16 protein-coding genes and 1 riboswitch are annotated in these 19,064 nt (G+C 75.5%); of the genes, 9 read left to right on the plus strand and 7 right to left on the minus strand.

The window, feature by feature from the left end; genetic code table 11:
* Positions 1 to 3 precede the first annotated feature (3 nt).
* Positions 4 to 2,133 (minus strand): carbohydrate-binding module family 20 domain-containing protein, encoded by a 2,130-nt coding sequence (locus tag EV189_RS13090; protein WP_130493378.1) that lies wholly within the window; start codon positions 2,131 to 2,133, stop codon positions 4 to 6.
* 261 nt (positions 2,134 to 2,394) lie between these two features.
* On the opposite strand from EV189_RS13090, the gene EV189_RS13095 reads away from it, so the two are divergent.
* Genes EV189_RS13095 through EV189_RS13105 form a run of 3 tightly spaced genes read left to right on the plus strand, consistent with a single transcriptional unit; the run spans position 2,395 to position 5,886 of the window.
* Positions 2,395 to 4,095 carry a DUF885 domain-containing protein gene (locus EV189_RS13095; protein WP_130493379.1) on the plus strand — a complete coding sequence of 567 codons (1,701 nt, stop codon included), beginning with the start codon at positions 2,395 to 2,397 and terminating at the stop codon, positions 4,093 to 4,095.
* Complete coding sequence (locus tag EV189_RS13100) at positions 4,092 to 5,372, plus strand: magnesium transporter MgtE N-terminal domain-containing protein (RefSeq protein WP_130493380.1); 1,281 nt, start codon at positions 4,092 to 4,094, stop codon at positions 5,370 to 5,372. The genes EV189_RS13095 and EV189_RS13100 overlap by 4 nt, the downstream gene beginning before the upstream one ends.
* Positions 5,362 to 5,886 (plus strand): DUF1003 domain-containing protein, encoded by a 525-nt coding sequence (locus tag EV189_RS13105; protein ID WP_130493381.1) that lies wholly within the window; start codon positions 5,362 to 5,364, stop codon positions 5,884 to 5,886. The genes EV189_RS13100 and EV189_RS13105 overlap by 11 nt, the downstream gene beginning before the upstream one ends.
* A 3-nt stretch (positions 5,887 to 5,889) precedes the next feature.
* On the opposite strand, the gene EV189_RS13110 is transcribed toward EV189_RS13105, so the two are convergent.
* Positions 5,890 to 8,040 (minus strand): putative bifunctional diguanylate cyclase/phosphodiesterase, encoded by a 2,151-nt coding sequence (locus tag EV189_RS13110; RefSeq protein WP_165400285.1) that lies wholly within the window; start codon positions 8,038 to 8,040, stop codon positions 5,890 to 5,892.
* 91 nt (positions 8,041 to 8,131) lie between these two features.
* Positions 8,132 to 8,240: riboswitch (TPP riboswitch) on the plus strand.
* A 46-nt stretch (positions 8,241 to 8,286) separates the two neighbouring features.
* Between EV189_RS13110 and EV189_RS13115 the strand changes: the two genes are divergently transcribed.
* Genes EV189_RS13115 through EV189_RS13130 form a run of 4 tightly spaced genes read left to right on the plus strand, consistent with a single transcriptional unit; the run spans position 8,287 to position 13,073 of the window.
* Entirely contained in the window at positions 8,287 to 9,075 is a 789-nt protein-coding gene (locus tag EV189_RS13115; protein ID WP_231116364.1) for an ECF transporter S component, read from the plus strand.
* 5 nt (positions 9,076 to 9,080) lie between these two features.
* Complete coding sequence (locus tag EV189_RS13120) at positions 9,081 to 10,526, plus strand: ABC transporter ATP-binding protein (RefSeq protein WP_231116365.1); 1,446 nt, start codon at positions 9,081 to 9,083, stop codon at positions 10,524 to 10,526.
* Complete coding sequence (locus tag EV189_RS13125) at positions 10,523 to 11,239, plus strand: energy-coupling factor transporter transmembrane component T (protein ID WP_130493383.1); 717 nt, start codon at positions 10,523 to 10,525, stop codon at positions 11,237 to 11,239. The genes EV189_RS13120 and EV189_RS13125 overlap by 4 nt, the downstream gene beginning before the upstream one ends.
* 49 nt (positions 11,240 to 11,288) lie before the next feature.
* Entirely contained in the window at positions 11,289 to 13,073 is a 1,785-nt protein-coding gene (locus EV189_RS13130) for a GspE/PulE family protein (RefSeq protein ID WP_130493384.1), read from the plus strand.
* A gap of 110 nt (positions 13,074 to 13,183) precedes the next feature.
* Here the strand turns inward: EV189_RS13130 and EV189_RS13135 are convergent, their stop codons facing one another.
* On the minus strand, positions 13,184 to 13,678 hold the full coding sequence (locus tag EV189_RS13135; protein ID WP_130493385.1) for a MarR family winged helix-turn-helix transcriptional regulator: 495 nt from the start codon (positions 13,676 to 13,678) through the stop codon (positions 13,184 to 13,186).
* Between the two features lie 98 nt (positions 13,679 to 13,776).
* Here EV189_RS13135 and EV189_RS13140 point away from each other — a divergent pair, with 98 nt between their 5' ends.
* Positions 13,777 to 14,934 (plus strand): P-loop NTPase, encoded by a 1,158-nt coding sequence (locus tag EV189_RS13140; protein ID WP_130493386.1) that lies wholly within the window; start codon positions 13,777 to 13,779, stop codon positions 14,932 to 14,934.
* A gap of 25 nt (positions 14,935 to 14,959) precedes the next feature.
* Here the strand turns inward: EV189_RS13140 and EV189_RS13145 are convergent, their stop codons facing one another.
* From EV189_RS13145 to sigE, 4 genes are all read right to left on the minus strand, one after another.
* Complete coding sequence (locus tag EV189_RS13145; protein WP_130493789.1) at positions 14,960 to 15,385, minus strand: sec-independent translocase; 426 nt, start codon at positions 15,383 to 15,385, stop codon at positions 14,960 to 14,962.
* Positions 15,386 to 15,443: 58 nt separating this feature from the next.
* Positions 15,444 to 16,901, minus strand: a complete 1,458-nt coding sequence (locus EV189_RS13150; RefSeq protein ID WP_130493387.1) for a S1C family serine protease — start codon at positions 16,899 to 16,901, stop codon at positions 15,444 to 15,446.
* Between the two features lie 105 nt (positions 16,902 to 17,006).
* Positions 17,007 to 17,651, minus strand: a complete 645-nt coding sequence (locus tag EV189_RS13155) for an anti-sigma factor family protein (protein WP_130493388.1) — start codon at positions 17,649 to 17,651, stop codon at positions 17,007 to 17,009.
* Positions 17,648 to 18,289, minus strand: a complete 642-nt coding sequence (gene sigE / locus EV189_RS13160) for an RNA polymerase sigma factor SigE (RefSeq protein WP_231116367.1) — start codon at positions 18,287 to 18,289, stop codon at positions 17,648 to 17,650. Before sigE ends, EV189_RS13155 begins: the two co-directional genes overlap by 4 nt.
* 143 nt (positions 18,290 to 18,432) lie before the next feature.
* On the opposite strand from sigE, the gene EV189_RS13165 reads away from it, so the two are divergent.
* The gene (locus EV189_RS13165) at positions 18,433 to 19,059 is read left to right on the plus strand and encodes an O-methyltransferase (RefSeq protein ID WP_130493390.1); all 627 of its coding nucleotides are present in this window, start codon (positions 18,433 to 18,435) and stop codon (positions 19,057 to 19,059) included.
* Positions 19,060 to 19,064 lie beyond the last annotated feature (5 nt).

Raw genomic sequence — 19,064 nt, forward strand, 5'->3', positions numbered from 1 at the left:
CGGCTACCTCCAGCTGTCCGACCAGGACGCGGACCCGGAGGCCGGCGTGGTCTGCGTCCGGTTCGACCCGCTCTCCCAGACGACGCTGCCATCAGGGTTCTTCTTGACGTACTTGTACTCGAACGACGTGCCGCCCGGCAGGGTCACCGTCGCCCGCCACGTCGGGTACGCCGCGCTCGACAGCGCCACCGCCCTGCTCGGGTCCCACGAGCCCAGGGCCGGGATGCTGCCGACGACGTAGACGCCCTGCCCGTACGTCGTGGTGGCGTACTCCGCGAACGTCGCGCTCACGGCGCCGGCAGTCGCGCTCGCCGAGGGCGTCGGCGTCGGGCTCGTCGTCGTGGACCAGCTGTCGCTGAAGCCGACGCTCCCCGATGCCGGAGTGGTCACGCTCCGGTTCCCCGTCGTCTCCCAGGTCACGGTGCCACTCGCGTCCTTCTTGACGTACTTGTACTGGAAGGGCGTCCCCGCCGGCAGGGTCACCGAGCCGCGCCAGACCGGGTACGCCGCGCTCGACAGCGCGACCGCCTTGCTCGGGTCCCACGAGCCGAGCGCAGGGATGCTACCGACGACGTAGACGCCCTGGCCGTACGTCGTGGTGGCATTGACGGAGAACGTCGCCTGCACGGTGCCCGTCGACGAGGTCGGGGTGGGCGTCGGCGTCGGCGTGGGGGACGTCGTGGTGCCCACCCGCTGGGCGGTGTCGATGGCGAGGTCGCGGTTCGCGCCGACGGTCGCGGTGAACGTCCCGCCGGACGCGACGGTGACGGTGCCGCCGGTGCAGCTGCTGCCGGAGAGCTGGCCCGTCATGAGGTCGCAGTACGTCCCGGCGGGCAGGCTCGTCTGGAACGTCCGCGTCAGGGACGAGCCGTCGGTGTTGAAGACGACGTAGCCCGAACTGCCTCGCCCGAAGGCGATCTGCGACCCGCCGTTGCTCCACCAGTCGGTGACCGCTGCCCCTCGGGTCGCGTTGCGGAAGCCCACCATGCCCGCGATCCGGGGGTCTCGGTGCTGGCAGGTCCAGGTCCCGCTGCCGCACACCGCCGCCGTCGTGGTGCCGTCGCTCGTCGCGGGCGGGCCCTGGTCGGGGTTCGAGAACGCGTAGCCCGACATGACCGACGGCGTGCCGAACGGGTAGGCCAGCATGAAGCCCTCGGCGAGGTAGTAGCGGTCGCCGTTCGTGTAGTTGAGCTTGGTGCGCCCGTTCCGCTCGGTGTCGTGGTTGTCGATGAACACCTGCGCCTTGTCCGAGGCGAGCAGCATCTGCGAGGGGAGGCCCTGCAGGCCCGAGAGGTTGCCACCACGGAAGGCGTTCCCGACGGTGTCGCCGTAGCGGAACTCCGTGACGTCTCCGGTCGGGGTGTACTCGGTCGGGCTGATCTCGCCCTGCCCGCCCTCGATCACCTCCTGATAGACGTAGACCTGCTTGCTCAGCCCGCTCTCGATGGCGGAGATGTCGGCCTCGGGGATGTGCTTGGCCGCATCGAGGCGGAAGCCGTCGACCCCGAGCGAGATGAGGTCGTTGAGGTAGCCGTCCTCCTTGCCGCGCACGTAGCTCGACTCGGTCTTGAGGTCGGTGAGGTTGGACAGCTGGCAGCCCTGCACCTGGGAGCGGTCGGTCCAGCTCTGGATCGCGCACGGGCTGTGGAAGTCCGACGAGCTGTACGGCACGCCCGGGTCGTTCTCGTCGGAGAAGCTGCTGCCCGCACTGCCCGTCCCCGACTGCCCGGCGCCCTGCATGTGGTTGAGCACGGCGTCGACGTAGACCTTCACGCCTGCCGCGTGGCAGGTCGACACCATCGACGCGAAGGCCGCGCGGTCACCGCGGCGGGTGACGAGCTTGTAGCTGATGGGCTGGTAGTCCTGCCACCACGGGTATCCCTTGTCCGGCAGCACGATGTGCTCCTGCGGCGGGGAGACCTGGACGGCGCCGTAGCCCTTGGGCCCGAGGGTGCTCGTGCACTCGCTCGCGATGGACCGCCAGCTCCACTCGAAGAGGTGGACGATCGTGTCGTCCTGCCCGGCGGGCGGGGACGCGGCGGCCGGTGCCGCGCTGGTGGTGGCGAGGACCGGTCCGGCCAGTCCGGCGGCGAGGGCCGCGGCGGCGGCGAGCGCCAGCGGTCTGCGGGTCATGAACCCTCCATTGGGTCGGCAGCACGTCATCGTCTGCAAGTTCTTGCACAGTAGACAGCCCCCCGTCAGGGGTCAACACCCGACTCCACGGCAGAGGACGCACAAGAGGTCCTCTGCTCCAGGTAGTTCGCCGTCGTCGCCGATGGAGAAGAGCAGCAAGATCTTCCAGGCGGACGGGTCCACCGCCGCGTCCGGGGCGTGCTGGACGAACGGGTGGCAGGCTGGGCTCCGACCGAGTCCCGACGGCAGGAGGCGCACCCCGTGAGCACGGACGAGCCCACCAGCAGCACGAGCACGGCCCGCGCACTCGCCGACCAGGTGCACGCGCTGCTGCTCGCCGGCGACCCGTTCGAGGCCTCGATGATGGGCGCGCCGGGCCACGACGCTGACGTGCCGGACGTGCGCCGCGCCGCCCAGGACGCCCAGCGCGACGAGCTCCTGCAGCTCGCGCGCGCGGCGGAGGGGCTGGACGCCGCCGCCGGTCCCGAGGCGGTGACGCTCGCGACGGCGCGCCACGCGGTCGCCTCGGCGGTGGACGCGCTCGACGCCGCGACCGTGGAGCACGTGGTGTCGACGATGGGCCCGGGCCCCGCGACGGCGCTGCTCGTGGCCTCGCAATCCGGCATCTCCGGTCCCGCCGCCGCGGAGGACTACCTCGACCGGCTGCGGGCCCTGCCGTCGTACGTCGACGGCTGCCTCGAGCGGCTGCGCGAGGGCGCCGCCCAGGGACGCACCCCGGTCGCCGCGCTGGTCGATGTCGTGCTCGCCCAGCTCGGGGGCTACCTCGCCTCCGACCCGTCCTCCGGTGGCGACCCGGTCACGTCCGTCGCTCCACCCGAGGGGTGGGACGGCGCGAGCGCCTGGCGCGACGAGGTGCACGAGCTGGCCCGCACGGTCGTGCGGCCGGCCTTCGGGCGCTACCGCGACGTCGTCGCGGACGAGCTGCGCCCGCTCTCGCGCGCCGATGAGGCCTGCGGCCTGGTGCACCTGCCGGGCGGCGAGGAGGACTACGCCCGGCTGGTCCGCGTCCACACGACGCTGCCGCTCGACGCCGCGGAGATCCACGCCACCGGGCAGGACGCCGTCGAGGAGCTGGCGGCCCGGATGGTCGAGCTGGGCGCGCGGCTCGGCACCGTCGGGCTCCCCGAGGTCCTCGCGGGCGCCCGCAGCGCGTCCGCCCAGCGCGACGCGGGAGAGGCCATGGCGGCGGCCAGCGCCGCCGTGCGTCGCGCCGAGGCCGCGGCGCCCGCGTGGTTCCCGGAGCCGCTTCCCGGCCCGTGCACGATCGAGCCGATGACCGAGCACCTCGCGGCCGCGGGGCTCCCCCCGATGTACTTCCCGCCGTCCCCCGACGGCTCGCGGCCGGGCGCGTACCTCTTCAACGCGCTCAAGCCGGGCGCCGGGGCGGGCTGGGACCTGGAGGCCACCGCGTACCACGAGGCGGTGCCGGGTCACCACCTCCAGCTCTCGCGCGCGCAGCTGCAGCTCGACCTGCCCGCGCTGCAGCGGGAGAGCAACGTGACGGCGTACACCGAGGGCTGGGGGCTGTACGCCGAGCACCTCGCCGAGGACATGGGGCTCTACACCAGCGACCTCGACCGGCTGGGCGCGCTCGCGATGCGGATGACCCGCGCGGCGCGCCTCGTCGTCGACACCGGCATGCACGCGCTCGGCTGGTCGCGCGGGCGGGCGCTGGCCTTCTTCGTCGAGCACGTGCCGCTGCCCGAGCAGTTCCTCGAGTCCGAGATCAACCGCTACCTCGGCATGCCGGGGCAGGCCCTGTCGTACTACACGGGCTACCGCGAGATCCTCCGGCTGCGTGCGGCCGCGGAGCAGGAGCTGGGTGCGGCGTACGACGTCCGCGGCTTCCACGGGGCGGTGCTGGGCACCGGCGCGGTGCCGCTCCCGGCACTCGCGACCGCCGTGGGGACGTGGGTCGGGTCGACTACCCTGCGAGCGTGACGAGCACCCGGGTCTTCGCCTCCCGCCTGGCGGGGACAGGGGTCTTCGACCCGACCGGTGACCAGGTCGGCAAGGTGCGCGACGTCGTCGCCGCCCTGCGCGCGGGCAAGCGGCCGCGCGTGCTCGGCCTCGTCGTCGAGGTCCTCGGCCGCCGCCCGGTGTTCCTCCCGATGACGCGCGTCACCGCGGTCGACCCGGGCCAGGTCATCACGACCGGCACGCTCAACATGCGCAAGTTCAGCCAGCGCCCCACCGAGACGCTGGTGCTCGGCGAGATGCTCGACCGGAAGGTGACGCTGCTCGAGGACGGCGCCACCGTCACCGTCGAGGACGTCGCGCTCGAGCAGACCAAGCGCACCCAGGACTGGGTCGTGCAGAAGGTCCACGTGCGCCGCCCGGCGAAGGGGCTCTCGCGCGACCTGCGCCAGGGGCTGCGCCGCAAGGGCGAGACCGCGACCGTCGACTGGGACGCGGTCACGGGCTTCACCCTGGTCGAGCAGGACCAGGGCGCGGCCAGCCTGCTCGCGACGTTCGAGGAGATGCGCGCGCCCGACCTCGCCAGCGTGCTGCACGACCTCTCCCCCAAGCGGCGCGCGGAGGTCGCGGCCGCCCTCGACGACGAGCGGCTCGCCGACGTCCTCGAGGAGCTGCCCGAGGACGACCAGGTCGAGATCCTCGGCCAGCTCGAGGAGCGCCGCGCCGCCGACGTGCTCGAGGCCATGGGCCCCGACGACGCCGCCGACCTGCTCGGCGAGCTGCCCGAGGCCGAGCAGGAGCGGCTGCTCGCGCTGATGGAGCCCGACGAGGCCGCCGACGTGCGCCGCCTGCTGAGCTACGACGAGCTCACCGCCGGCGGCATGATGACGACCGAGCCGGTCATCCTCCCGCCCGACGCCACCGTCGCCGAGGCGCTCGCCCGGGTCCGCAACCCCGAGCTCTCCCCCGCCCTCGCCTCCGCGGTCTACGTCTGCCGCGCGCCGCTCGAGACGCCGACGGGCAAGTACCTCGGCACCGCCCACATCCAGCGGCTGCTGCGCGAACCCCCCTCGAGCCTGGTGTCCGGCGTGGTCGACAAGGACATCGCCCCACTGCTGCCGCAGACCAGCCTCAAGGCGGTCACCCAGCACCTCGCGACCTACAACCTCGTCGCGATCGCCGTGGTCGACGAGCGCGACCACCTGCTCGGCGCCGTGACCGTCGACGACGTCCTCGACCACCTCCTGCCCGACGACTGGCGCGAGTCCGCAGCGGAGGTCGAGGTCAGCGGTGGCGCGTGAGCCGCGGCGCACCGCCGCGGCGCTCGACGTCCCCCGGGAGCGGACCGGTCGCGTACGCCGCCCCAACGTCGACCCCGAGCGGTTCGGCGCGGTGTCGGAGCGGATCGCGCGCTTCCTCGGCACCTGGACCTTCATCGGCTACATGTCGCTGTTCATCGGCGTGTGGATCGGCTGGAACGTCCTCGCGCCGGACCGGCTGCGCTTCGACGCGTACCCGCTCCAGTTCCTCACGCTCATCCTGTCCCTGCAGGCGTCGTACGCCGCGCCGCTGATCCTGCTCGCGCAGAACCGGCAAGCCGACCGCGACCGGGTGACCTACGAGCAGGACCGCTCGCGCAGCGAGCGCGGCATCGCCGACACCGAGTACCTCACCCGCGAGGTCGCCGCGATCCGCATCTCGCTCGGCGAGGTCGCGACCCGCGACTTCCTGCGCAGCGAGCTGCGCGCGATCCTCGAGGAGCTCGACGACCGCCTGCCGGCCGCCGACGGCGAGGACCCGTCGGACGACCGGTAGGGCTCAGACGCGCGCGGCCGCGATGGCCGGCAGGACGCGGGCCAGCTCCTCGGGGGCGACCGGACGGGCGTAGAGGTAGCCCTGCGCCGAGGCGACGCCGAGGCGGCGCAGCGCGGCGGCCTGCACCTCGGTCTCGACGCCCTCGACGACGGTGTGCAGCCCGAGGGAGTCGGCCAGTCGGGCGATGACCTCGACGAGGTGCGCGCTCTCCTGCTGCTCGGTGACCTCGTCGGTGAAGCTCTTGTCCACCTTGAGGATGTCGAAGTCCAGGCGCTGCAGGTAGCTCAGCGACGAGTAGCCCGTCCCGAAGTCGTCGACGGCGAAGCGGATCCCCATCGCGCGCAGCTGGCGGACGGCCTCGACCACGCGCTCGACGCCGAGCGCCGCGCTCTCGGTGATCTCGAGCACGAGCTGCTCGGGCGGCAGCCCGCTCTCGGCGAGGACCGCCAGCACCTCGCCGGCGAAGCCGTCCTCCTCGAGCCGGGCGGGTGAGACGTTGGCACTGACGTACGCGGTGGCGAGCTCCGGGACCGTGCGGGAGAGCCGCGCCATCGTGCAGCAGGCGGTCCGCAGCACCCACCGGTCGATCGCGCCCATGAGCCCCATCGCCTCGGCGGTCTCGAGGAAGGCGAACGGCCCGACGAGCCCGCGCTCCGGGTGCTGCCAGCGGATGAGCGCTTCCATGCCGTGCGGCACGCCGGTCGCGACGTCGACGATGGGCTGGAAGTGCAGCCGCAGCTGCTCCTCCTGCAGGGCGAGCGCGACCCCCTCGCGCAGCGCGAGGTCCGCCATGAGCTCCTGGCGCAGCGACGGGCCGTAGACCCGGGCCACCCCTCCGCCGGCGGACTTGGCGTCGTACATCGCGATGTCGGCGTCGCCGAGGACGTCGCGCTCCGCGTCCGGGCCGCCCGACCAGGTCCCCGCGATGCCGAGGCTGGCCGTCAGCGTCGTGCGCCCGATGCCGGGCAGCTCGATCGGCCGGGCGACCGCCGCCAGCAGGTCGGAGGCCGCCTGCTCCGCGCCCTCCAGCGCGACGCCGGGCAGCAGCAGGGCGAACTCGTCGCCCTCGAGGTGGGCCGGGGAACCCGTCCCCGGGGCGACGGCGGCGAGCCGTCCGGCCACGGTGCGCAGCACGAGGTCGCCGCCGGCGCGGCCGAGCCGGTCGTTGATCGTGCGGAAGCCGTCGATGCCGCAGTAGACCAGCGCGTACGCCGCCCCCTCCGCGTCGAGCCCGGCGAGCCGCTCCTCGAGCAGGGCGCGGTTCGGCAGGCCGGTCAGCCCGTCGTGCAGGGCGCGCTCGCGCACCTCGGACTCGAGCCGGCGGCGCTCGGTGACGTCACGGGCGCTGACGACGATCGAGCCGTCCTGGCCGGGCGAGATGACGTACTCGATCGTGCGCCAGCCGCCGCCGGCCTCGCGCACCCGGATGTCGTGCTCGCCGGGGCCGAGGTAGCCGACGGGGATGGCGCGGTCGGCGGGGTGGAGCCGGGAGTCGAGCAGCTCGTCGAAGAGCACGCCCGGCAGCGTGTCGGCGGGGACGCCGAGCAGTTCCTCGAGGGCGCGGCTCGCGTACTGCACCCGGCGGTCCCGCCCGACGATGATGGTGATGTCCGGGGAGTTCTCGACCAGGGCGGCGAAGCGGCGCTCGTCGTGCTCGTGCAGCTCGGCTGCGGCGCGGGTCAGCTTGGTGACGAGGTACGCGACGAGCTCGCCGACGAGGACGCACACGACGAGCACGTCGGGCACCGCGCGCCGGAGCTCCGTGGTCTGGGCGGCGTCCGCCCACTGCGCGACCGGGAGGTAGAACGCCACGCACAGCAGCGGGGCGACGAGCAGCGAGCCCCCGCTGGGCAGCGCCATCCCGACGAGGACGGCGAGGGCGACGAGGAAGAAGCCGGAGTCGAAGGGGTTGGGCGCGATGGCGTTCGCCCAGGCGACGAGCCCGGCGAACAGCGGCAGCGCGGGCGTCACCGCGGCCCGGGGCCACCGCGAGAAGGGCAGCACGAAGAACGCGATCCCGGTGAGGAGGGCCACCACCGAGATGCAGGCGGTCGCGAGCCCCTGGCCGCCCTCGACGTCGGGCAGGGAGAGCAGCATGGAGACGCACCCGACGAGCGCGGAGCCACCGAAGCTCCGGGCCGTCAGGCGCCGCATGTCCAGCGCACCTGGTGTGCGCTTCCCCCCACGCATGTCCCCCGGATCGGCCGGGCGGGCACCGACATGACCACTCCGGTAGTCTTCGCGTGCACAACCGCAGGGGAGCGCCGCAGCGCTGAGAGTGTGGGCACCAGGTCCACAGACCCTCCAACCTGATCCGGGTCATGCCGGCGCAGGGAGCCGGTCCACTTTCGCCGTGCACGTCTCCCCTCCTGTCCGCACCACGCAGGAGGGACCCGGCCCATGGCCACGACCCGTACGTCCACCAGCGCCGCCCGGCGCTCGGCCAGCCCGTCGGAGCTCGCCCTCGGCGGTCTGCTCGCGGTCGCGCTGGCCGTCGTCGCGTACGTCGCGACCCGCCACGAGGTCGACGGCGCGAGCCGCACGGCCGCGCTCGTCACCGCCGTGCTGGCGCTGGCGTTCGTCGGTGCCGCCGTGCACGGCGTGCTCACCCGCCCGGTCGGGCGCTGGCGCACGGTCGACATGCTCGTCGCCGCGGCCCTCGCCGTGGCCTGCGGCGTCGTCTTCCGCGGCTGGTCCGCGCTGTGGGACGCGGTGAGCGGGGCGTTCGGCTGGTTCCCGCCGGCGCAGGCGGTGCTCTACGGCGCGTGGTTCCTCGCGGGCAGCCTGGTGCCGCTCGTCGTCCGGCGCCCGGGCGCGGCGCTGCTGGCGGAGTTCGTCGCCTCGCTCGTGGAGTACCTCCTGCTCGACCAGTTCGGCGCGCTCGTCCTCGTCTACGGCGTCCTGCAGGGGCTCGCCGCCGAGGCCGCGTTCGCCGCGTTCGGCTACCGCCGCTGGAACCTCCCGACCGCGCTGCTCAGCGGCGCCCTCGGCGGTGTCGCCGCGGCCGTCCTCGACATCGCCGGCTACTACGCCGACTGGTCCGCGGGATGGAAGCTGGCCTACGTCCCGATCGTCGCGGTCTCCGGCGCCGTGCTCTCCGGCTGGGTGTCGTGGCTGCTCGTCCGCGCGCTGGCGCCGACGGGCGCGCTCGCGGCGTTCCCGTCCGGGCGCGAGCGCGAGCTGGTCTGAGGCCGGTGGGGCAGCTCGGCCTCGCTCCCGCCGCCGCCGGGCTGCGGCCCGTCGAGGTCCGCGCCCGCGGGTGGGGGTGGCGGCACGCCGGCCGCCGCGCGTGGGCGGTCCGCGACGTCGACCTGGCCGTCCGCGCCGGTGAGCGCGTCCTCGTCGTGGGGCGCTCCGGTGCGGGCAAGAGCACGCTGCTGGCGGGCGTCGCCGGGCTGCTCGACCCCGCCACGGCGGAGGAGAGCGCGGGCGAGCTGCTGCTCGACGGCACGTCGGCCCGCGCGGCCCGCGCCCGGGCCGGGCTGCTCCAGCAGGACCCGCAGGCGGGGCTGGTCCTCGCCCGGGCCGGCGACGACGTCGCCTTCGGGCTGGAGAGCTGGGGCGTGCCACCCGACGCGATCTGGCCGCGGGTCCGCGCCGCCGTCGACGCCGTCGGCTTCCGCCACCCGCTCGACCACCCCACCGCCGGGCTGTCCGGCGGCGAGGCGCAGCGGCTCGGGCTCGCCGGGCTGCTCGCGCTGCGCCCGGGCCTGGTCCTGCTCGACGAGCCCACCGCCAACCTCGACCCCGAGGGCGTCGCCGACGTGCGCCGCGCCGTCGGCGACGTGCTCGAGCAGAGCGGCGCCACGCTCCTGCTCGTCGAGCACCGCCCCGGGCCCTGGCTCGACCTCGTCGACCGGGTGGTCGTGCTCGGGCCGACCGGCGTCGAGGCCGACGGGCCGCCCGACGCCGTGCTCGCCGGCGAGCGCGGCCGCGCGCTGGCCGAGGACGGCGTCTGGGTGCCGGGGTACGAGCCGGTGCCCGCCCCGCTCGTCCCCTCGCCGGGCGCCGTCGTGCTGGAGGCCCGCGGGGTGGGCCACCGGCACCGCGGCGCCGAGCGCGACACCCCGGCCCCGCTCGACCTCGAGCTGCGCGCGGGCGAGGCCGTCGCCGTGACCGGCCGCAACGGCGCCGGCAAGACGACGCTCGGGCGCGCGCTCGGCGGGCTGCTCCGCCCGGCGTACGGCCCCGTGGTCGTCCCCGGGGAGCCGGAGCCGCTGCACCGCTGGCGGGCCGCCCGGCTCGCTCGCACCGTCGGCAGCGTCTTCCAGCGCCCCGCCCAGCAGTTCCTCACCGGCACGGTGGAGGACGAGGTCGCCCTGGCTCCACGCGGGACGACGACCGACCCCGCGCGGGTGGCCGAGCTGCTCGAGCGGCTGCGGCTCGCGCACCTCGCGCGGGCCAACCCGCACACGCTGTCCGGCGGCGAGCAGCGCCGGCTCTCGGTCGCCACCGTCCTCGCCCGCGACCCCGCGGTGCTCGTGCTGGACGAGCCGACGTTCGGGCAGGACGCACGTACCTGGTCCGAGCTCGTCGCCCTGCTCCAGGAGCTGCTGCGCGAGGGCACCTCGGTGGCCGCGGTGACCCACGACCGCGCCCTCGTCGCGGCGCTCGGGGCGCGGGAGGTGGTGCTGCCGTGAGGCTCAACCCGCTCGCCGGTGCGTCAGCCTGCCTCGTGCTCGGCCTCGGCGCGCTCGCGGCCCTCGACCCGGTCACGCCCGCGGTGCTCGTCGGCGCGGTGCTGCTGCTCGCCCTCGTGCGCGTCCGCGAGTGGCGCCCTCTCGTCCCGGGCGCGGTCGTCGTGGTCCTCGGCGCCGTCGGCGTCGGGTTCTCCAACGCGCTGCTCGCGCCGGGCGGCGGGCTCGACGGGCTGGCAGGGCTCGCCACCGCCCTGCGCGTGCTCGCCGTCGGCCTGCCCGGGCTGCTCCTGCTCACCGCGCTCGACCCGACGGAGCTCGCCGACGCGCTGGTCCAGCACCTGCGCGTGCCGCCCCGCCCCGCGTACGCCGTGCTGGCCGCGCTGCGCATGCTGCCGCTGCTGCAGGAGGAGTGGCAGGTGCTCGGCCTCGCCCAGCGCTCCCGCGGCCTCGACGCCGGGCGCAGCCCGGTCCGCGCGGTCGAGCTGCTCGGGCGACGGGCCTTCGCGCTGCTCGTCGGCACCGTGCGCCACGCCTCGCGGCTCGCGCTCGCCATGGACGCGCGCGGCTTCGACTCGGGCGTCCCGCGCAGCCGGGCCCGCCGGTCCCGGCTCGGGCCGCTCGACGCCGCCGCGGTGGGGGGCGCGATGCTGCTCGTCGGGGCCGCCGTCGCCGTCAGCGTCGCGCTCGGCACCTATCGGCCGCTAGGCGGCTGACCCCGGCACGCTCAGGTCGGCCCCCCGGTCAGCCGATGGGAGCAGCGTGATGAGGACGTCTGGCGGACAGGTGGGGACGGGCGCGACTCTCCCGGCCCAGGGCGGCTACGCGCCCTCGACCCCGTCGTACGCGACCGGCCCCCGCCGCCGGATCGGCGACGTGCTCATCGAGGCCGGCGTCCTCACCCAGGGCGACCTCGACCGCGCGCTCGAGGCGCAGCGCAGCGACACCAGCGGCGAGCGCCGCCGCCTCGGCGAGATCATCAGCGAGCTCGGCCTGGCCTCGGAGCGCCAGGTCGCGCAGGCGCTCGCGGACGTCCTCGCGATCCAGCTCGTCGACCTCGGCGGCATCGTCGTCAGCCCCGAGGTCGCCCGCAGCCTGCCGCGGGCGGTCGCGGAGCGTACGGGCGTGTTCGTCGTCGACAAGCTCTCCGACGGCGGTCTGCGCGTCGCGACCTCGGACCCCACCAACGTGCTCGCCCTCGACGACGTGCGGCTCTACACCAACGCGCCGCGCCTCGAGGTCCTCGTCGCGACCAGCTCGCAGATCAAGGAGCACCTGCACCGCGCGTGGTCGCTGTCCGAGGACAACGCCGACGTCGCCACGGTCCTGGAGGGCATCTCGCCCGACCAGGACGACGCGCAGGAGATCAGCGGCAGCATCGACGACGCGCCGACGGTGCGCCTGGTCAACATGGTGCTCTCTGACGCCGTACGCGCCGGGGCCTCGGACATCCACATCGAGCCGCAGCGCGACGTGCTGCGCATCCGCTACCGCATCGACGGCATGCTGCGCGACGTCATGACCGTCCCGCGGCGCGCGGCGCCCGCCGTCGTCAGCCGCATCAAGATCACCTCGGGCCTCGACATCGCCGAGCGGCGCATCCCGCAGGACGGCCGCGCGCGCATCAGCGTCGACTCCCGCTCGGTCGACACCCGCATCTCGACGATGCCCTCGATCCACGGCGAGAAGGTCGTCATCCGCCTGCTCATGGGCGCCGAGCAGATCAAGCACCTCGACTCCATGGGCATGGACGCCGAGCACCTCGAGAAGATCCGCGCCTCGATGCGCGAGCCGCAGGGCCTCATGCTCATCACCGGGCCGACGGGCTCGGGCAAGACCTCGACGCTGTACGCCTCGCTGTCCGAGATCGTCACCCCCGAGCGCAACATCGTCACGCTCGAGGACCCCGTCGAGATCCAGATCCCCGGCATCACGCAGACGCAGACGAACGAGCGCGCCGGCATGACGTTCGCGAAGGGCCTGCGCGCGATCCTGCGCCAGGACCCCGACGTCGTCCTCGTCGGCGAGATCCGCGACGGCGAGACCGCCGAGCTGGCCCTGACCGCGTCGATGACCGGCCACCTCGTGCTCTCGACGCTGCACACGAACTCCGCCGTCGCCGCGCTGACCCGCCTCGTCGACATGGGGATCGAGCCGTTCCTCGTCGCCTCGTCGCTGTCGTGCGTCGTCGCGCAGCGGCTCGTCCGCACCGTCTGCGCGAGCTGCGCGCGCCCCGACGAGCTCTCGGCCGAGCAGGTGGCGGCCCTCGGGCTCGACCCCTCGTCGCTCGACGGCGCGACGCCGCGCAAGGGCGAGGGCTGCTCGGTGTGCGCCGGCACGGGCTACCGCGGCCGCAGCGGCATCTACGAGGTCATCGAGGTGACGCCCTCGCTGCGCTCGGTGCTGCTGCGCGACCCGAGCGAGCACGCGCTCGCCGCGGCGGCCGAGGCCGAGGGCTTCCGCTCGCTGCGCTCGAGCGCGCTGGCGCTGGCCGCGAAGGGCACGACGACCTTCGCCGAGGTCGCCCGGGTGGTGCCGCGCTACGCGTAGCGCGTGACCCCACTTGATCGGGGTCCCCGATCAACGGGGGGTCGTCCCGAGGGGATGTCCTCGGGACGGGCCCCACCTGCTCGGGACGGGCCCCGCGGACCGGGCTGCGGCTACGCGCTCAGCACCGACGGCTGGCCCGGCTCCTCGAGCAGCCGACCGAGGATCCGCTGCAGCGCCGCCACGTCGTCGCTGCCCAGCCGTGCTGCGAACCAGCGCTGGATCCCCCGCAGGTGCGTGCCGGACGCCTCACGCAGCCGCGCGTAGCCCGCGTCGGTCAGCACGGCGTACAGGCCGCGGCCGTCGGTGAGGCACGCCTCGCGCACGACCAGGCCCTCGCGCTCCAGCCGGTCGACGAGCCGGGTCAGCCCGCTGCGCGACAGCATCACCGCGTCGGCGAGCTCGGTCATCCGCAGCTTGCGCTCCGGGGACTCGACGAGCTGCACGAGCACGTCGTACGACGGGAGGGGGAGCTCGTGCTCGCGGAGCAGGTCACCTTCGAGGTTGCGCGTGAGCACCGCGTGCGCGCGCAGGAACGCGCGCCAGGCCTGCATCTCCCCCGAGGACAACCGCTCCGGGGCGCGCTGCCCAGGGGCCGAAGTCTGCATCACCCGACGATATCGGGTCCGCACAGCCAGCAACGTGGTGCACCGCCGGTCGTCCACCACTCGGAGGCGCGGGGGCGGGCGCGCGGGCCCGACGTAGCATGCTCGCCATGACTGCCCCCACGCCCGACGAGGTGCGCGCGGCGCTCGCGACCGTCCTCGACCCCGAGATCCGCCGCCCCATCACCGAGCTCGGGATGGTGGAGTCGGTCTCCGTCGACGGGGGCCGGGTCGACGTCGTCGTCCTGCTCACCACCCAGGGCTGCCCGCTGCGCGAGCGGATCGTCGGTGACGTCACCGCCGCGGTCGAGCGCGTGCCCGGCGTGACGGGCGTGCAGGTGCGGCTCGGGGTCATGACCGACGAGCAGCGGGGCACCCTCAAGACCACGCTGCGCGGCGGCGTGCCGGAGCGGGCCGTGCCGTTCGCGCAGCCGGGCTCGCTGACCCGGGTGTACGCCGTGGCGAGCGGCAAGGGCGGGGTCGGCAAGTCCTCGGTCACCGCGAACCTCGCCGCGGCCATGGCCGCCGACGGGCTGTCCGTCGGGCTCGTGGACGCCGACATCTACGGCTTCTCGATCCCGCGCATGCTCGGCGTCACCGGCCGTCCCACCAAGGTGGGCGACATGATCATGCCGCCGGTCGCGCTCGGCGTGAAGGTCGTCTCGATGGGGCTGTTCGTCCGCGACAACGCCCCGGTCGCGTTCCGCGGCCCGAAGCTGCACCGCGCGCTCGAGCAGTTCCTCACCGACTTCGCCTGGGGCGACCTCGACGTGCTCCTGCTCGACCTGCCGCCGGGCACCGGCGACATCGCGATCTCGGTGTCGCACCTGCTGCCGAGCTCCGAGGTCCTCGTCGTCACCACGCCGCAGGCCGCGGCAGCGGAGGTCGCGGAGCGCGCCGGCACCCTCGCGCGGCAGACGTCCCAGCGGGTCGCGGGCGTCATCGAGAACATGGCCTACCTGCCCTGCCCGCACTGCGCCGCCGAGGGCCGCGACCACCGGCTGGACGTCTTCGGCAGCGGCGGCGGCGCGGCGGTCGCCGGCGCGCTCGAGGCCGCGCTCGGCCTGCCGGTCCCGGTGCTGGGCTCGATCCCGATCGAGCCGCGGCTGCGCGAGGGCGGCGACAGCGGGCTCCCGCTCGTGCTCGCCGACCCCACCGCGCCGGCGGCGGTCACGCTGCGCGAGGTCGCGCTGCGCCTCGGCCGCACGCCGCGCGGTCTCGCCGGCCGGCCGCTCGGCCTGACGCCGGTCAGCGCCTAGCCGCTGCGGTCAGGTCGCAGCAGGCTCAGGTCGCGTCGCCGTCGTAGGGCGGCGGCGACCCGGCGGGACGCTGGCGGACGGGCGGGACGCCCGGCTTGTGCAGGTCCACGGCGCTCGCACCGCCGGCGGCCTCGCTGCGGGCGGCGCGCGGGGGCGGCGGGGCGTCGTCGAGCGAGGTCAGCGCCCGCAGCTCGGCGAGCTCCTCGTCGAGCCGGTCGTCGAGCAGGTGCTTCTGCACGAACGCGCGCGGGTTGAGGTCGCGGACGTCGATGTTGGCGAACTCCGGCCCGAGGTGCTCGGCGACGTCGGCCTGCGCGTCCTTGGCCATCCGCCGCACCTGGCGCACGAACCGGCCGGCGTCCTGCGCGAAGCCCGGCAGCTTGTCCGGCCCGATGACGACCAGCGCGACGACCGCGAGGACCACGAACTCCATGCCGCTGATCCCGAACACGTCGCCTCCCACGGGCACGGGAGCGGCCGCTGCTGCTCCCTGGCTCCGAGCGTAACCGCTAGCTCCCGCGCTGTCGGCCGAGGACCACCCGCGCGCTGCCCGTCCCACTCCCCCGGCGGTAGGCCACGGTCACGGTCTCGCCGGGGACGTGCGCGCGGATCGCGACGATGAGCTCCTGCGAGTCGGCGACCTGCCGCCCGTCCACCGCCGTCACGACGTCCCCCGCCCGGAGCCCGGCCGAGCGCGCAGCGCCCGCGGTGACCGACTGCAGCCGCGCGCCCTCCCCGGTGTACGCGCAGTCGATGGCCACGCCGAGGACGGGGTGCACGGCGACGCCGTTGCGGATGATCTCCTCCGCGATCCGCTTGGCCTGGTTGCTCGGGATCGCGAAGCCCAGCCCGATGCTGCCGGTCTGCTGGCCCTCGCTTCCCCCGAGGCTGGAGATCGCGCTGTTGATGCCGATGACGTCGCCCTGGGCGTCGACCAGCGGGCCGCCGGAGTTCCCGGGGTTGATCGCCGCGTCGGTCTGGATCGCGCTGTAGTACGACGACGACGAGGACCCGCAGCCCCCTCCCCCGCTGCTGCCCGCCGTCACCGGCCGGTCGAGCGCGCTGACGATGCCCGTGGTGACCGTGCCCGAGAGCCCCAGCGGCGAGCCCACCGCGATGACCGGGTCGCCCACGACGACCGCGGAGGAGTCCCCGAGCGTCGCGGTCGGCAGGGTGCGGCCCGTACGGACCCGCAGCACCGCGAGGTCGTAGCTCGCGTCGGCACCGACGATCGTCGCCGCCGCCTTGGAGCCGTCCTGGAACACGACCCGCACCGGGCCGCCGCTGCGCGCCTCGGCGATGACGTGGTTGTTGGTGAGGACGTAGCCGTCGCCGCGGATGATGATCCCGGAGCCCGAGCCGTCGGAGACCTGCACGGAGACGACCCGCTCGAGCAGGTCGGCGGCGATCGCGGCGACGCTGCCCGGAGGGCGCGGCGGCGTGGCCCGTCCGCTGACCGCGGGCAGCGCGCGGGCGGTCCCGTCGTCGGAGCGTCGGGCCGCGCCGTAGCCCAGCGCCCCGCCCACCAGCCCGGCGACGAGCGCGAGGACCACGCTGAGCACGACGACGGCCGCCGCGGGGAGGCCGCGGCGCACCGGGGCGGGAGCGGGAGCCGGCAGGGGCGCCGCTGCCCACGGGATCGGGCGACCGTCGTACGGCGCGTGGCCCGGCAGGTGCGGGCCGACGGGCGGGAGGGGCGGGTACGGCTGGGCGTACTGCGGCTGGGCGTACGGCGGCTGGGCGTACTGGGGTTGCGCGTACGGCGGCTGGCCGTACGGCGGCTGGGTGCGGGGCGCCTGCCAGGGCTGCGTCGCGGGCGGCGGGACTGGCTGGGTGGCGGCCTCGGGGTGGGGCGAGGGCTCCCCGCGGTCGGGCTGCTGCGCGGGCGCCGGCTGCGGCGCGGCCCACGGGTCGTCGCCCGTGGCGGCCCACCACGCCCCCTCGGGGACTGGTTCCCTGTTCGTCATCGCGCGCGTACCCGTCCTCGTGGGCGCGTGCGCGCCCTCGGGACAAGGGTCCCCTGCTCCGCGCTCCCGCTCACCTCGGGGGTGCTGCGGGTCGCGCGCGAGCCGCTAGCGCTGCGCGCGCGTCCCGGTGGGAGCGGCGGCCGCGCGCACCGCCGTGAGCTGGGCGAGCACGGGCTCGTGGCGGGCGCTCTCGACGCCGAGCAGCGGCGGCTCCGCGGCCCGGCGCTGCTCCGGGCGGGCGGCCGTGGAGACACCGCTGGACGTGCGGACGACCGCGGCGCTCTGCGCCCGGACCGGGGTACGGGCCGTCGTCCCGGCGCGGGCGCCCGTGCCGCGGACCGCGGGGGTCGCGCGCGGGGAGGGCCCGCCCCCCGACCCGGCGGAGGGGAGGCCGACGAGCAGCACGGCACCGACGGCGAGGCCCAGCGCCCCGACCGCGCCGGCCGGCACGCGGCGGCTGCTGGCGAGCGCGGGGGGCGGTCCCGGCAGCGGCCCGCCGAGGTCGTCCGGGCCGGCCACGGCGAGCAGCCGGCTCGTGAGGTCCCCCGGCACCGGCGGCTCGCCGAGCCGGCCGAGCGTGGCCTTGACCTCGCGGGCGGCCATGAGCTCGCGGCGGCACGACGGGCAGTGCGCGACGTGGGCGAGAGCGCGCTCGCGCTCGCCGTGGGCGAGCTGGCCGTCGACGAGCGCGTCGACGCGGGAGCCGAGGTGGCCGTTCAGGGGACTGCCGAAGCCCGTGGGCCAGGTCATGCGCTCACCTCCGCGTCGGGTGCGGGGGCCGGCGCGGCCCCCGTCGTGGTGGTCGTGCTGCTGCTCGTGCTCGTGCGGCGGACGCTGGGCTCGCGGTGGGCGAGCGCGGCGCGCAGCTGCGCGCGGCCCCGGGAGATCCGGCTGCGCACGGTGCCGAGCTTCACGCCCAGCGTCGCGGCGATCTCCTCGTAGCTCAGCCCCTCGATGTCGCAGAGCACCACCGCGGCGCGGAAGTCCGGCGGCAGGGCGGCCAGCGCGGCTTCGACGTCGGGGTCCAGCCCGCTGTCGACGAGCACCGCCTCCGGGCTCGGCTGCCGTCCCGCGAGGCGGACGTCGGCGTCGTCGGGGAGCGGGTCGAGCCGGACGCGCGAGCGCTTGCGGACCCCGTCGAGGAAGAGGTTGACGGTGATGCGGTGCAACCAGCCCTCGAAGGTGCCCGGCGCGTAGGACGACAGCGAGCGGAACACGCGGACGAAGACCTCCTGGGTGAGGTCCTCGGCGTCGTGCCGGTCGCCCGTGAGCCGCAGGGCGAGCCGGTAGACGCGCGTGGAGTGCGTGCGGACGACCTCGTCCCAGCTGGGCGGTGTCCAGGCCGCCTGCTCCGGCGCGGCCGTGCGCTCGGCACGCGGTGCTCCCACTCGTCCTCCGTCCTCGCGGCCGGGTCCCCGGCTCCTCATCCTGTCGAACGTCGCGCGCGGGCCGCGGGTTCCCCGTAGCGGTGACTCCGCACCCGCCGGACGGGTGGGCCGTCCGCACGCCTCCTCGTGGCTAGGCTGCCCCCGTGCGCGACGCGACGTGGGACTACACGCAGACCTGGGCGGGCGAGGACGAGGTCCTCACGGAGGCACGGGCCCGGGCGGCCGAGCTCGGCGTCACCCCCGTCGGCACCGGCACCGCCGCCGCGCTGCGCCTGCTCGCCGCGGCGCTCGACGCCCGCGCCGTGGTGGAGATCGGCACCGGCACCGGCGTCTCGGGCGTCGCGCTGCTGCGCGGCATGCGCCCCGACGGCGTCCTGACGACCGTCGACATCGAGCCGGAGCACCAGCGCGCGGCCAAGGAGGCGTACGCCGCGGCGGGCTTCGCGCCCGGCCGCGCCCGGGTGATCTCGGGTCGCGCGCTCGACGTGCTCCCCCGCCTCGCCGACGGCAGCTACGACCTCGTGCTGGCCGACGGCGACGAGCGGGAGTACGCCGCGTACCTCGAGCAGGCGCTGCGCCTGCTGCGCCCCGGCGGTCTGCTCGCCGTCGACGGCGCCCTGGCCGACGAGCGGGTCCCCGACCCCGCGCAGCGCGACGAGCGCACCACTGCGGTGCGCGACCTGCTCGCGGCCGTGAAGGCCGACGACCGGCTGGTGCCGGCGCTGCTGCCGGTGGGCGACGGGCTGCTCGCCGCGGTCAAGCGCGGCTGAGCCCC

The sequence above is a fragment of the Motilibacter rhizosphaerae genome, from assembly GCF_004216915.1.
Classification (GTDB): domain Bacteria; phylum Actinomycetota; class Actinomycetes; order Motilibacterales; family Motilibacteraceae; genus Motilibacter; species Motilibacter rhizosphaerae.